The sequence below is a fragment of the Ligilactobacillus salivarius genome, assembly GCF_035231985.1.
GTDB classification, from domain to species: Bacteria; Bacillota; Bacilli; order Lactobacillales; family Lactobacillaceae; genus Ligilactobacillus; species Ligilactobacillus salivarius.
The window spans coordinates 1,202,473-1,216,583 of the sequence record NZ_CP117983.1; the positions used below are offsets into that span (position 1 = coordinate 1,202,473).

Genomic DNA, 14,111 nt, shown 5'->3' on the forward strand with positions numbered 1-14,111 from the left:
AATTACTTATCTCTTTAAATCATTTATATTATATAAGTTAATATTCAATTTAGCAAACAAAAAAGAATGTGATTAATAATCACATTCTTTCTTAAGTCATAACAATTACTTGTTAATGATGTCTTGACGAGCTTGTTCACTCAAGTTGTAGAATGAGTTAATACCCTTGTACTTAGCAACCAAGTCTGTTAATTGATCTTCAATACGCATTAATTGGTTGTACTTAGCAAGACGGTCTGTACGGCTCATAGAACCAGTCTTAATTTGACCTGCATTTGTAGCAACAACTAAGTCAGCAATTGTTGTATCTTCAGTTTCACCAGAACGGTGTGAAACAATAGCTGTGTAGCCAGCTTCTTTAGCCATTTCGATAGCTTCCATTGTTTCTGTTAATGTACCAATTTGGTTAACCTTGATTAAGATAGAGTTTGCAGCACCCATCTTGATACCTTTACGTAGGTATTCTGTGTTTGTAACGAAGAAGTCGTCACCAACTAATTGAACTTTCTTACCAAGTTCAGAAGTAATTGTTACCCAGTCATCCCAGTTGTTTTCATCGATAGGATCTTCGATAGAAATAATTGGGTACTTAGCAACTAAGCCTTCAAGATATTTGATGAATTCTTCAGTTGTGAATTCTTCACCTGTTGACCAGCGTAACTTGTACTTCTTGGAATCATTGTCCCAAAGTTCAGAAGAAGCAACGTCAACAGCAATAGCAATATCCTTACCTGGCTTGTAACCTGCAGCTTCAATAGCTTTGATAAGGTATTCTAATGGTTCTTCGTTGTTTGCAAAGTCAGGAGCAAAACCACCTTCGTCACCAACGGATGTTACTTTACCATCAGCAGCTAATAATTTTTGTAAGTGATGGAATGTTTCTGAACCCATACGGATTGCTTCCTTAACTGTTGGAGCACCAACAGGCATAATCATAAATTCTTGGAAGTCAACCTTGTTATCAGAGTGAGCACCACCATTGATAACATTCATCATAGGTGTTGGCAATACGTGAGCATTGAAACCACCAATGTAGTTGTACAATGGAACTTGTAATTCGTCAGCAGCTGCACGAGCAACAGCAATAGAAACTGCTAAGATTGCGTTAGCACCTAACTTACCTTTATTTGGTGTACCATCTAAAGCAATCATTGCTTTATCGATAGCAACTTGATCAGTAACTTCGTAACCAACGATTTCCTTAGCAATGATATCATTAACGTTAGCAACAGCTTTTGTTACACCTTTACCCATGTAACGATCTTTGTCACCATCGCGTAATTCAACAGCTTCATGTTCACCTGTAGATGCACCAGAAGGAACGATTCCACGACCGAAACCACCATCTTGTGTATATACTTCAGCTTCAACTGTTGGGTTACCACGTGAATCTAAAACTTCGCGTGCATAAATTTCTGTAATTGCAGACATTAAATTACACTCCTTTGAGTTTATAAAAATTAACTGAGAATTCCTTCTCTAATAGATATTTTAAGGGTTTTTACTAAATTATTCAATTACTTATGAATAATTTATCCTAAAAACTAGTTTTTGTAGTTTACTAATTGTAAGTATGAATCAGGAACTAATGAAGCTCCACCAACTAATCCACCATCAATGTCTTCTTTTGCCATTAATTCTTTAACGTTAGCTGGTTTTACAGAACCACCGTATTGTACACGTACTTTGTCAGCTACTGTTTCATCATATAAATCAGCAACTGTCTTACGAACTACTGCACAAATTTCTTCTGCTTGATCTGCAGTAGCTGTCTTACCTGTACCGATAGCCCAGATTGGTTCATAAGCGATAACTAAGCTTGCAACTTGTTCTGCGGAAAGATCCTTCAAAGCTGCTGTAACTTGGTTTGCTACCCATTCTTCAGCTTTTCCAGCTTCACGAGTTTCCAAAGATTCACCACAGCAAATGATTGGTGTTAAACCATTACGGAAGATAGCGTGAGCTTTCTTGTTAATATCTTCATCAGTTTCGTGGAAGTAATCACGACGTTCGGAATGACCGATAACAACGTAGTCTACTCCCATTTCCTTTAGTACTTTTGGTGATGTTTCACCTGTAAAAGCACCTTCATCTTCAAAGTAGCAGTTTTCAGCTGCAACTTTTAAATCAGAACCTTTTGCATTTTCAAGTAATGCTGGTAAGTCAACAGCAGGAGCTGCAATAACAGCTTCAACTTCAGATGCTGCTGGTAAATTATCCTTAACAGCTTTTACAAATTCTGCAGTTTGTTCTGGATTCATATTCATTTTCCAGTTACCTGCGATAATTGGTGTACGCACAATAAATCATCCTTTCAGAAATTAAACCTCAACCTAGTTTCTATAACTTAACTTAAATTACTTATCAGAAACTGCAGCGATACCAGGTAATGTCTTACCTTCTAGATATTCAAGGGAAGCACCACCACCAGTAGAAATGTGTGTTAACTTATCAGCAACACCTAATTGTTGTACAGCAGCTGTAGAATCGCCACCACCAACAATTGTTGTAGCATCGCTTAAAGTACCTAAGAACTTACCTACTTCAAGTGTACCTTTTGCAAAGTTGCTCATTTCAAATACACCCATAGGTCCGTTCCATACAACTGTCTTAGCATCTTTCAAAGTATCTTCAAATAATTCAACAGATTTTGGTCCAATATCTAGAGCCATGTAACCATCTGGAATATCACCTTCAACAACTTCACTAGGTGCATCGTTGTTAAATTCTTTTGCACATACGTTGTCTACAGGTAATACTAGCTTATCGCCAGCTTTTTCCATAATTTCCTTAGCTAATTCGATCTTATCTTTTTCAACTAAAGAGTTACCGATTTTGATACCCTTAGCAGCGTAGAATGTATATGTCATACCACCACCAACGATAACTTTATCAGCTTTTCCTAATAAGTGGTTAATAACACCAATCTTATCAGAAACTTTAGCACCACCTAAGATAGCAACAAATGGGTGCTTTGGACTGTCAACAGCGTTACCTAAGAACTTGATTTCTTTTTCAAGTAAGTAACCTGCAGCAGCTTGCTTGCCTTCAGCTTTCATAGCTTCAGAAATACCAACGTTAGAAGCATGTGAACGGTGAGCTGTACCAAATGCATCATTTACAAATACATCACCTAATGATGCCCAGTACTTACCTAATTCTGGATCATTTCCAGATTCTTTCTTACCATCTAAGTCTTCAAAACGAGTATTTTCAACTAAAAGAACGTCACCATCATTCATATTGTTGATAGCATCTTCAAGTTGTGCTCCACGTGTAGCAGGAACAAATGTAACAGGCTTGTTTAATAATTCTGCAAGACGTTCTGCAACTGGACGTAAAGATAATTCTTTCTTATCTTCTTCTTTCTTAATACGTCCTAAGTGTGAGAATAAAATAGCCTTTCCATCGTGTTCAATAATGTAGTTAATTGTTGGTAAAGCAGCAACAATACGGTTGTCGTTACCAATTACTCCATTTTTAATAGGAACATTAAAGTCAACACGCATAAGAACTTTTTTACCTTTTACGTCTAAATCTGAAACAATAAGTTTAGCCATGATTTTAGTAAACCTCCAAAGTAGAATTAAAATAAAAGGCGGAAGGAGTAACCTCCTCCCGCCTCAGTAACTTGCATTGCAAATTAATTTTAGTAAAAACTAAAATTAGATCATGCTAGCAAATTTTTCTAATGTACGGATCATTTGAGATGTGAAACCGTATTCGTTGTCGTACCATGCAACAACTTTAACAACTTGGCCGTCACCCTTACCAACAACTTGTGTTTGAGTTGGGTCAAATACAGAACCAAATGTTGTACCGATAATGTCAGAAGAAACAATGCCATCTGCGTTGTAACCGAATGATGGGTTGTTTTCTGTAACTTTCTTAACTGCTTCGTTAACTTCTTCAGCTGTAACTTCTTTGTCAAGAGTTGCAACTAATTCTGTTAAGGAACCTGTAATTACAGGAACACGTTGTGCATGTCCATCTAACTTACCGTTCAATTCTGGAACAACTAAACCGATAGCTTTTGCAGCACCAGTTGAGTGAGGAATTGTGTTTTGAGCAGCAGCACGAGCGTTACGAACGTTACCCTTGCGATCTGGACCATCTTGTAATTTTTGTGTAGCTGTGTAAGCATGGATTGTTGTCATTGTACCAGCTTTGATACCAAATGCATCGTTAACAGCCTTTGCAAGTGGTGCCAAGCAGTTTGTTGTACATGAAGCAGCAGAAACAATCTTGTCATCAGCTGTGATTGCATCGTCGTTTACACCGTAAACGATTGTTGTCATGTCACCTGCAGGAGCAGAAACTAATACACGTTTTGCACCAGCTTCAAGGTGAGCAGATGCCTTTTCTTTAGATGTGTAGAAACCTGTTGATTCAAGAACTAAGTCTACGCCATCGTTCTTAACCCAAGGAATGTTCTTAGCATCAGCTTCAGCATAAACAGGAATTTCCTTACCATTTACGATAAGTGCGTTGTCTGTAGCAGAAACTTCACCGTCAAATTGACCATGAGCTGTATCATATTTCAATAAGTGTGCTAACATTGCTGGAGATGTTAAGTCGTTGATAGCAACAACTTCCAAGTCCTTAGATGTTTCAGCAATACGACGGAATGCTAAACGACCGATACGGCCAAAACCATTAATACCTACTTTAGTTGTCATAACTAAAATTTCCTCCTTTAGGAAATGAAAATTTTATTTTATTTTAAAAGGTAATAGAATTACTACCCTTTTAAAATCATCTTAGCAGCTCCTTCGTCAGTAATCAAGTATGTTTTCTCAGGAGCGTTCTTCATGTATGCTGCTATTGCTCGTGCCTTAGAACTACCACCAGCAACAGCGATTATACAATCCATATTCGCGAGATCTTCAAGTTGCAATCCAATTCTAGGAATCTTGTAAACAACTTTCCCCTTATCGTCAAAGAAATAACCAAAAGTCTCAGACACAGCCTTACGCTCTTTTAGCATTGCTACCACATTTTTAGGCATCGAACGTCTCTCTGCCATACTAATTGCTTCACCTATACTATGAACAGCAGCATTACTCTGTCTAATTAAATTCACAACTTCTTGTACTACGGGTTCATTAAGAAGCGGACGATAAGTATCTTCGCTAACCTGTTCAGGCACATATAATGTCCTGTGATTACCACCAGTTTTTTCAGCCATCAAGCCACATACATTATTCGCCTGAATATCTAACCTTTCGCCTATACCACCACGGGCAGGCACGAAAGTCAAATCTCTATCTACTGCAATTTCGGAAGTCAAACAGGTAGCAACTTTGGCCATCGTAGTACCACCCATTGCAGCAATGACATTTTTACCCTTAGGCAATTCCTTACCTAGGATATCATTTACTAACTTGCCCATGTCCTCAATAATCAAAGGCTGTCTATCACTATCTCCCGAAACAATTAAACAGTTTCTTATACCTAGGTATCGAGATAATTCTTTCTCCATTTGTTGTAACCCTAATAAAGAGTCCATCAACTTGGAAAGGCCTTGTATTGTTCTTTTACCTTTAGCAGTCAAAATCATACCAGACTTTGTTGAAGCAATTAATTCTTGCTTCCTCAAATAATCTGTTTCAGTCCGCAAAACTCGTTCACTCATGCCCAAGGTTTGTGCTAATACTCTTCTGCCAACTGGTTCAGACCAATCAATATTTCTTAAGATAATGAATCTTTTCCTCAGAACATCAATTAAATCTGGAACGATTGACTCAATCAACTCTACTTCCTCGCGCATTTTATGTCCTCTTTCTTGCGGGACTCTTGACGTCCAACAGTGTCATCGAGCGACCCAGTTAAGTTAAAAAGAAAAAGTACAACAACAATTAATTAACCATTAAACTGTTCTTATACCTCAACTACATTTGTAGTATATCAATATTCTTTAAATTTTGCAAGCCTTTAAACTCTCTAATTTGAGCGTTTCTTTATAAATTCTTTAAATCTTAATTAAATTAACTTTTCTATAAATAATATCAAAATATTCAGAATTTTTATTTCTAAATTTCATTTTGTAATGATAAAATCCGAACATTATTTATAATAAAATAAAAAGCCAGCTCAACCCTGAACCAGCTTAAAAATTAATTATATGCCGTCTCGGAGTCGAACCGAGATTACAAGAACCGGAATCTTGTGTGATATCCATTACACTAACAGCACAAATTAAATAACGTTATTGATTTTACTTCATATAAACTTTAAAAGCAATAAAATTATTTTCATTTAATTAAGGCTTTAAATTTGACCATCATTGACCTTTGTACTAAACTAGCAATATAAGAGCTTGAATGCTAAAATTATTCAAGAATATAAATTTTATTTAGGAGGTTTCTCTTATGAATTTAGTGCCTACAGTTATTGAACAATCTTCACAAGGTGAACGCGCTTATGATATTTATTCACGTTTATTAAAAGATAGAATTATTATGGTATCTGGTGAAGTCAATGATGACATGGCTAATGCTATCATCGCCCAACTTCTATTTTTAGATGCTCAAGATTCTGAAAAAGATATTTATATGTACATTAATTCTCCTGGTGGTTCTGTTTCTGCTGGTTTAGCAATCTACGATACAATGAATTTCGTTAATGCTGATGTTCAAACTATCGTTATGGGTATGGCTGCATCTATGGCTTCTGTCCTTGCAACAGCTGGTACCAAAGGTAAACGTTTTGCTCTACCTAATTCTGAAATTATGATTCATCAACCATTAGGTGGTGCTCAAGGACAATCAACTGAAATTCAAATTGCTGCTGAACACATTCTTAAGACTCGCAAGTTAATTAATCAAATCTTAGCTGACGGTTCTGGTCAAGATATTGAAACTATCAATAAAGATACTGAACGTGACAATTTCATGACTGCTCAACAAGCTGTAGATTATGGTTTGATTGATGGTATTATGAAGAATAAGAAGAAAATTAAATAATTAATACATTATAAAAAAAGTTCCTAGACCATGAAATCTAGGAACTTTTTTTATAGTACCGCAATACTTTCACCAGCGCGTATTTTTTCGGCAATTTCATTTAATTTTCTCAACCTATGATTTATACCAGATTTAGAAATTGGTCCTCCAGGTATAAGTTCACCCAAATTCTTTAAGCTTTCTTCTGGATGCCCCAATCTCGCTATTGCTACTTCTTGTAATTTCTGTGGTAATTTATCAATTCCCACCTTAGCATCAATCAACTTAATATTATCAATTTGCTTTTTAGAAGCATCTGCGATTTTATTAAGATTAGCAGTTTCACAATTCACAATACGATTAACTGAATTTCTCATATCCCTAACAATTCTAATATCTTCAAATTTCAGCATGGCATTAGTTGCACCTATCAAAGATAAAAAGTCTGCTATTTTCTCAGCTTCTTTTAGATAAGTAATATAACCACTTCTTCTCTCTGTTTTCCTTGCATTTAATCCATATCTATTCATCATTTCACATATTGTATCATTATGATCTTCATATAGTGAGTAAATTTCTAAATGATATCTACTTGTTTCAGGATTATTAACAGAACCAGTTGCTAAAAATGCCCCACGTAAATATGATCTTACCTTGGCATCGTCATCCAAAAATTCTAAAGGAACAGTTTCTTTAATCTGAAAATTATCTAATATATCTAAATCCTTTAAAATTTCATTTGTTCCAGTTTTTAAACGTACAATATAAAAATTATTCTTCTTCAATTTCATCTTTCGACGAACGATCAATTCACTCTCTATATCGTAAAACTGCTTTAATAATCGGTAGATACGCCTAGCAATAGCTGGATTTTCTGTTTGAACACTTAAAACAAATTGCTTATTAACAATACTCAATGAGCCATTCATCCTTATTAGTGCCATCAATTCAGCCTTAGCATTACCAAAATGAACCTCAAGCATTGTAAGTTCTTTTTTTACATCACTAGCGTATGACATTCCTCCACCTCTATTCTATACTCTAATTAAATTCATCGTCGTTCCATGACTTGGGTCTTCCAGTAAGTCTCATCAGTTCATCTACAACCTGATCTCCATTATGGAAAATTCCTCTATCACGCATTAATAAGAAGTTATCTGAAATAACTCTTGTTCCTTGTTCACGTAAACCTGAAAAATCATGTTTTACTTGATATAAGTATTCGTCGTATTTTTGTCTGTCTAAATAATCGCTAGGCACATTTTCAGTATTTACCAACACTGTGTCAATAAAGTTTTTACCCAAATGACTATTCAAAACTTTAACATGATCTGCATCTGAAAAATGTTCAGTTTCACCCTTTTGAGTCATGATGTTACAAATATATATAACCTCAGCCTTAGTTTCACAAACTGCACGACCCACATTTTCAATCATTAAATTAGGCAAGATACTAGTAAATAGACTTCCTGGCCCTAATACAATCTGATCAGCATTCATAATGGCATCAATTACTTCTGGCATCGCCTCTGGTTTACCTTCACCATTTGTTGTAACCCATACTTTTTTTATGGTTTTTCCAGCCGCTGAAATTTCTGCTTCACCAGAGATTTCACTACCATCAGTAAATTCTGCATTCAATACTAACGGAGTATTAGCAGCCGGATAGACGTGTCCATCTACTTTCATTAATTCAGATAACTCTTGCACTGCATTAAAAATTCCTCTATTTTCCATTTCAGATAGTGCAGCTATTATAAGATTTCCAATTGCATGCCCTGAAAAGAACTGGTCTTTAGAATTAAATCTGTACTGAAATATATCTTTATATACATCTGGCAGATCAGATAAAGCAACTAATACATTTCTAATATCTCCAGGCGGAACTACGTTAATATAATCTCTGATAATTCCGGAAGATCCTCCATCATCAGCAACTGTAACAACAGCAGTAATATCAGCATCTCTCTTACGTAAACCATTTAAAATAACAGGAAGGCCAGTACCTCCACCTATGACAACAATTTTAGGTGTATTTCTTGTTTGTTGTTTCATGAGCGATTCACCGTCTCCTTTCGTTTATTCATATCACGATGTGACATATGAACAGGATACTCTTTAGATAATTCATTACCTATTCTTTCAGATAATGCCACTGAGCGATGTTGCCCCCCTGTACATCCAATTGCAATTGTTACATTAGATTTCCCTTCTGCAATATAACCTGGAATTACGTATTTTAGAAGAGATACAAATTTTTGATAAAATTCTTCTGTTTTCTCAGATTTCATCACATATTCGTATACAGCGTCATCCTTACCAGTTTTATTTCGCAATTCCGGTACATAGTAAGGATTAGGTAAGAAACGTACATCCATAACAATATCTGCATCTATAGGTAGTCCATATTTAAAACCAAATGACATAACTTCGATATGAAAAGTTTTGGTATCTCTAGCTTCAAAATTCTTAAATATCTCTTCTCTTAGTTGACGTGGAGATAACTTAGAAGTATTAATAATGATTTGAGCATTTGACTTAATTGGTGCCAATAGTTCTCTTTCTAAATGAATTCCGTCTAAAATTCTTCCCTCCATAGCTAACGGATGAGATCTTCTAGTTTCTTTATATCTAGCAACTAGTTCTTCATCTGAAGCATCTAAAAATAATATTTTAGAAGAATTGAATTCATTTTCATCTAATTCTCTCACCATCTCTACAATTTCATCATAGAAAGCACGAGATCTTAAATCTACTACTAATGCTATTTTCGTTATTTTCCCAGATTCCTTAACCAATTCATAAAATTTAGGCAATAATTTAGGAGGCATATTATCCACACAAAAATAACCTAAATCTTCAAAACTCTGTACAGCTACTGTTTTCCCAGCACCACTCATTCCGGTAACTATTACTAATTGCAATGCACTCATGAACATCGCCTCAACTTTCTTATCCTTTTTAATCATTTTACCATTATATCATATCCGGGCGTGTCTTTAAAAAAATAAAAATATTCCTACATGTATTTTAATTATAATTCTTTCCTTTTCACAAGAAATGACCCGCAATCTAAAGTCATCTTGCCTTTAGATATACGGGTCAAATCCGACACTCTAAATGTCTTTTAATGCTGTTTCAATTGGGTTATCCCCACTACACATCATAATAACTTTGCCAATCGTATTGTTATGTTTGATTACCTCTGCCAATACTTTAGCAACATCTGGAATTGGATTAGTATTACTTATTATTTCATTAAAAGATACTCTTCCAGTACCTGTTTCTTCAGTTAGTGATGCTGGCTGAACAACTGTATAGTCCAATTTGGTATCATTAACTAAATAATTATCTGCAAAGAATTTTGCAATATTATAATCAGTCAACGCTGCCAATGATTCATATTGTGACCATTTTTCAGGCTGTAAAGCATACAAAGAACTCAACATTATATATCTTTTAACACCAACGTTCTCAGCTGCTTGCATCGTTTTGACAGCTCCCATTGCATCCGTTTGTAGCAAATCTTTACCTCTAGATCCAGCTACAAAGTAAATAACATCCATACCTTTAAAAACTTCAGACCAAGCACTAACATCACTATGCAAATCCAACTTAACTGGAACAACATTATCTAACTTAATAATTTTCTCAGGATGACGTGAACTTACAAATACTTGATTACCATCATTAATTAAATTCTTAATTAGTTCTGATGCCACTCTACCAGAGCCACCAACTACAAATATCTTAGCCACGAAACATCCTCCTAACAAAAAAATTAAATAACTTTTCTTTCAAATGGATCAGTTGAAATGCCATCAGCCAAAATCTTCTTACACCATTCTTGAGCAGAAAATAGAGAATGGTCTCTATAATTACCACAACTCTTAATATCTGTTCCTTGAACGTCTTCCCAACTAGCATTAATAATATCGTTTAAAGATGCCTTTAAAGCTGTTGCAACTTCAGTAGTATCATGTTCACCCCACATAATTAAATGGAAACCTGTACGACATCCAAAAGGTGAGCAATCAATAACTCCATCCATATGGTCACGCAAATATCCTGCCAACATATGTTCAATTGTATGCAATCCAGCTGTTGGAATTGCATTTTCATTTGGTTGAACAAATCTTAAGTCAAAATTTGAAATCTTATCTCCTTTTGCACCTGTTTCAACAGTAATTAAACGTACATATGGAGCCTTAACAGCTGTATGATCTAATGTAAAACTTTCTACCTTAGCCATCTTAACACTTCCTATATAAAAATATTAATTTCAATTTCTACTCTATCATTTTTATTTAAAATTGCAAATTATAACTATGCATAATGATCAGGTACTAGCACTTCTTTTAAATACTTACCAGTATAGCTATCATTAACTTTTATGACTTCTTCTGGTGTTCCGGTAGCTACTATTTGACCGCCACCATCTCCACCTTCAGGGCCTAGATCAATTAAATAATCTGCAGTCTTTATAACATCTAAATTATGTTCAATTACAAGAACAGTATTTCCCTTATCAACTAATCTTTGCAGAACTTCTAATAGTCTCTTAATATCTTCTGAATGTAGCCCTGTTGTAGGTTCATCCAAAATATAAAAAGTTTTTCCATTAGACTTTTTATGAAGTTCTGAAGCTAATTTCATTCTTTGTGCTTCACCACCAGATAAAGTTGTTGCTGGTTGTCCTAATTTCACATAACCTAAACCAACATCTACAATCGTTTGTAGTTTCCGTTTAATTTTAGGAATTGGTTCAAAAAATGTTAAAGCTTCAGATACAGTCATATTTAAAATATCAGCAATATTTTTATCTTTATACTCTACCTCTAAAGTTTCAGAATTATAGCGTGTACCATGACAAACTTCACAAGGAACATAAACATCTGGTAAAAAGTTCATTTCAATCTTTATAATTCCATCGCCTTTACATGCCTCGCATCTTCCACCCTTAATATTAAAGCTAAATCTTCCTTTGCCATATCCTCTCAATTTAGCCTGATTAGTTTGAGCAAATAGTCCTCTAATATCATCGAATACACCGGTATATGTAGCCGGATTACTTCTAGGAGTACGTCCAATTGGTGTTTGATCTATATCAATAATTTTTTCGATATTTTCGACACCTTCAATTTTTTGATATTTACCTGGTTTTTCAGAATTATGATTAAGTTTTTGAGCCAAGGCACGCTTTAAAATCATGTTTACCAATGTTGATTTCCCAGAACCAGATACACCGGTAACAGCTATAAATTCACCTAGTGGGAAACTAACATCTATATTTTTCAAATTATTCTCCGAAGCACCCTTAACTACTATCTTCTTTCCATTTCCTTTTCGTCGTTCATTTGGGATTGCAATATACTTCTTACCTGACAAATATTGTCCAGTTAAAGAATTACGCTTTTTTTCAACCTGTTTTGGAGTTCCAGCAGCTATAACTTGTCCACCATTCTCGCCAGCGCCTGGACCAATATCAATTAAATAATCTGCTGCTCTCATAGTATCTTCATCGTGTTCTACAACAATTAGTGTATTACCTAAATCACGCATTTTTTTCAGTGAAGCAATCAATCTATCATTATCTCTTTGATGGAGACCAATTGATGGTTCATCTAAAACATACATTACGCCCGATAAATTTGATCCAATTTGTGTAGCTAAACGAATTCTTTGGGCTTCTCCACCTGATAGTGTACGTGCCGAACGACTAAGTGTTAAGTAATCTAAACCTACATTCTTTAAAAATGTTAACCTATCATCAATTTCTTTTAGAATTGGTCTGGCAATCTCTTGATTTTGTTCACTAAATGTTAGATTTTCAAAGAAATTCAAGCTTTCATTAATAGGAAAATCTGACACTTCACCAATATGTTTACCTGCTATTTTTACAGATAATGCTTGTTCATTTAAACGATATCCATGACATGTTTGACAAGTTAAACTAGTCATGTATTGACGCATAACATCTCTTGTAAAATCACTATTTGTTTCTCTATAACGTCTTTCAACATTTGGAATAACACCTTCAAATGTTGTATCAATATCCTTCAAACCACCGAAGTCACTTTTAAATTTAAAATGAAATTCTCTATCTCCAGCTCCATACAATATAATTTTTTTATCTTTGTCTGGTAAATCTTTAAATGGAGTATCCATATCAATACCAAATGCCTCACATGCTTGTTGCAACATCGTTGGGTAGTACTTAGAACTGATAGGATTCCATGGTGCAAGTGCACCTTCATTTAAAGTTTTTGTATCGTCTGGTATTACCAAATCTTTATCTACTTCTAATTTCACACCTATACCATCACAATCAGGACATGCTCCAAATGGTGCGTTAAAAGAAAATATACGTGGTTCTAATTCTCCAATGGTAAAACCACAATATGGACATGAGAAATTCTCAGAAAATTGCAACATCTTATCACCAATTACATCAACTGCAACATTGCCGTTAGTTAATCTTAAAGCGGCTTCTAGTGAATCAAACAATCTTGATCGAATACCATCTTTCAATACAATTCGATCTACTACAACACTTATATCATGCTTTTTATTTTTATCTAACTCTATTTCTTCTTCAACATCATGGATTTCACCATCAACAATAATGCGTACAAATCCATCTTTTTTTACTTTTTCAATAATTTTCTTATGCTGCCCTTTTTTTCCTCTTACAATTGGAGCTAGAATTTGTAATTTAGTTCTTTCTGGCAATTCTAATATCTTATCTACCATTTGTTCTGGAGATTGACTTGTTATTTCATGACCATCATTAGGACAAATAGGCGTTCCGACTCTTGCCCATAATAATCGTAAAAAATCATTGATTTCAGTAACTGTTCCTACTGTCGATCTTGGGTTTTTGGAAGTTGTCTTTTGATCAATTGAAATTGCTGGAGATAATCCATCAATCGAATCAACATCCGGTTTATCCATTTGTCCCAAGAATTGACGTGCATATGCTGAGAGACTCTCTACATATCTTCGTTGTCCTTCAGCATATAAAGTATCAAATGCTAATGAACTTTTACCTGAACCAGATAAACCAGTAACTACTACCAACTTATCTTTAGGTATATCGACATCTATATTTTTTAAATTATGTGCCCTTGCTCCGCGAATTTTTATTTTATTTTGAGCCAAATTATA

General features: G+C 34.8%; 12 protein-coding genes. 1 reads left to right on the forward strand and 11 read right to left on the reverse strand.

The window, feature by feature from the left end; translation table 11 throughout:
- Nucleotides 1-105: 105 nt before the first annotated feature.
- The 5 genes from eno to PTA89_RS05985 form a co-directional block, all read right to left on the reverse strand.
- The gene (gene eno / locus PTA89_RS05965; protein WP_003700615.1) at nt 106-1,431 is read right to left on the reverse strand and encodes a phosphopyruvate hydratase; all 1,326 of its coding nucleotides are present in this window, start codon (nt 1,429-1,431) and stop codon (nt 106-108) included.
- A gap of 113 nt (nt 1,432-1,544) precedes the next feature.
- Entirely contained in the window at nt 1,545-2,300 is a 756-nt protein-coding gene (gene tpiA, locus PTA89_RS05970; protein WP_087250491.1) for a triose-phosphate isomerase, read from the reverse strand.
- A 57-nt stretch (nt 2,301-2,357) separates the two neighbouring features.
- Entirely contained in the window at nt 2,358-3,560 is a 1,203-nt protein-coding gene (locus PTA89_RS05975) for a phosphoglycerate kinase (protein ID WP_003700618.1), read from the reverse strand.
- 105 nt (nt 3,561-3,665) lie between these two features.
- Complete coding sequence (gene gap, locus PTA89_RS05980; protein WP_003700619.1) at nt 3,666-4,679, reverse strand: type I glyceraldehyde-3-phosphate dehydrogenase; 1,014 nt, start codon at nt 4,677-4,679, stop codon at nt 3,666-3,668.
- Nucleotides 4,680-4,741: 62 nt separating this feature from the next.
- On the reverse strand, nt 4,742-5,770 hold the full coding sequence (locus tag PTA89_RS05985; RefSeq protein WP_003706553.1) for a sugar-binding transcriptional regulator: 1,029 nt from the start codon (nt 5,768-5,770) through the stop codon (nt 4,742-4,744).
- A gap of 601 nt (nt 5,771-6,371) precedes the next feature.
- Between PTA89_RS05985 and clpP the strand changes: the two genes are divergently transcribed.
- On the forward strand, nt 6,372-6,965 hold the full coding sequence (gene clpP / locus PTA89_RS05990; protein ID WP_003700621.1) for an ATP-dependent Clp endopeptidase proteolytic subunit ClpP: 594 nt from the start codon (nt 6,372-6,374) through the stop codon (nt 6,963-6,965).
- Nucleotides 6,966-7,015: 50 nt separating this feature from the next.
- Here the strand turns inward: clpP and whiA are convergent, their stop codons facing one another.
- The 6 genes from whiA to uvrA form a co-directional block, all read right to left on the reverse strand.
- The gene (whiA, locus tag PTA89_RS05995; RefSeq protein ID WP_003700622.1) at nt 7,016-7,963 is read right to left on the reverse strand and encodes a DNA-binding protein WhiA; all 948 of its coding nucleotides are present in this window, start codon (nt 7,961-7,963) and stop codon (nt 7,016-7,018) included.
- Between the two features lie 22 nt (nt 7,964-7,985).
- Nucleotides 7,986-8,999 carry a gluconeogenesis factor YvcK family protein gene (locus tag PTA89_RS06000; protein ID WP_003710476.1) on the reverse strand — a complete coding sequence of 338 codons (1,014 nt, stop codon included), beginning with the start codon at nt 8,997-8,999 and terminating at the stop codon, nt 7,986-7,988.
- The gene (gene rapZ / locus PTA89_RS06005; RefSeq protein ID WP_324177462.1) at nt 8,996-9,877 is read right to left on the reverse strand and encodes an RNase adapter RapZ; all 882 of its coding nucleotides are present in this window, start codon (nt 9,875-9,877) and stop codon (nt 8,996-8,998) included. The genes PTA89_RS06000 and rapZ overlap by 4 nt, the downstream gene beginning before the upstream one ends.
- Before the next feature lie 183 nt (nt 9,878-10,060).
- A complete protein-coding gene (locus tag PTA89_RS06010) occupies nt 10,061-10,702 on the reverse strand; it encodes an NAD(P)H-binding protein (protein ID WP_324177064.1) in 642 nt (213 codons plus the stop codon).
- A gap of 23 nt (nt 10,703-10,725) precedes the next feature.
- The gene (locus PTA89_RS06015; protein WP_003700626.1) at nt 10,726-11,196 is read right to left on the reverse strand and encodes an S-ribosylhomocysteine lyase; all 471 of its coding nucleotides are present in this window, start codon (nt 11,194-11,196) and stop codon (nt 10,726-10,728) included.
- A gap of 74 nt (nt 11,197-11,270) precedes the next feature.
- Nucleotides 11,271-14,105, reverse strand: a complete 2,835-nt coding sequence (uvrA, locus tag PTA89_RS06020) for an excinuclease ABC subunit UvrA (RefSeq protein ID WP_081538128.1) — start codon at nt 14,103-14,105, stop codon at nt 11,271-11,273.
- Nucleotides 14,106-14,111 lie beyond the last annotated feature (6 nt).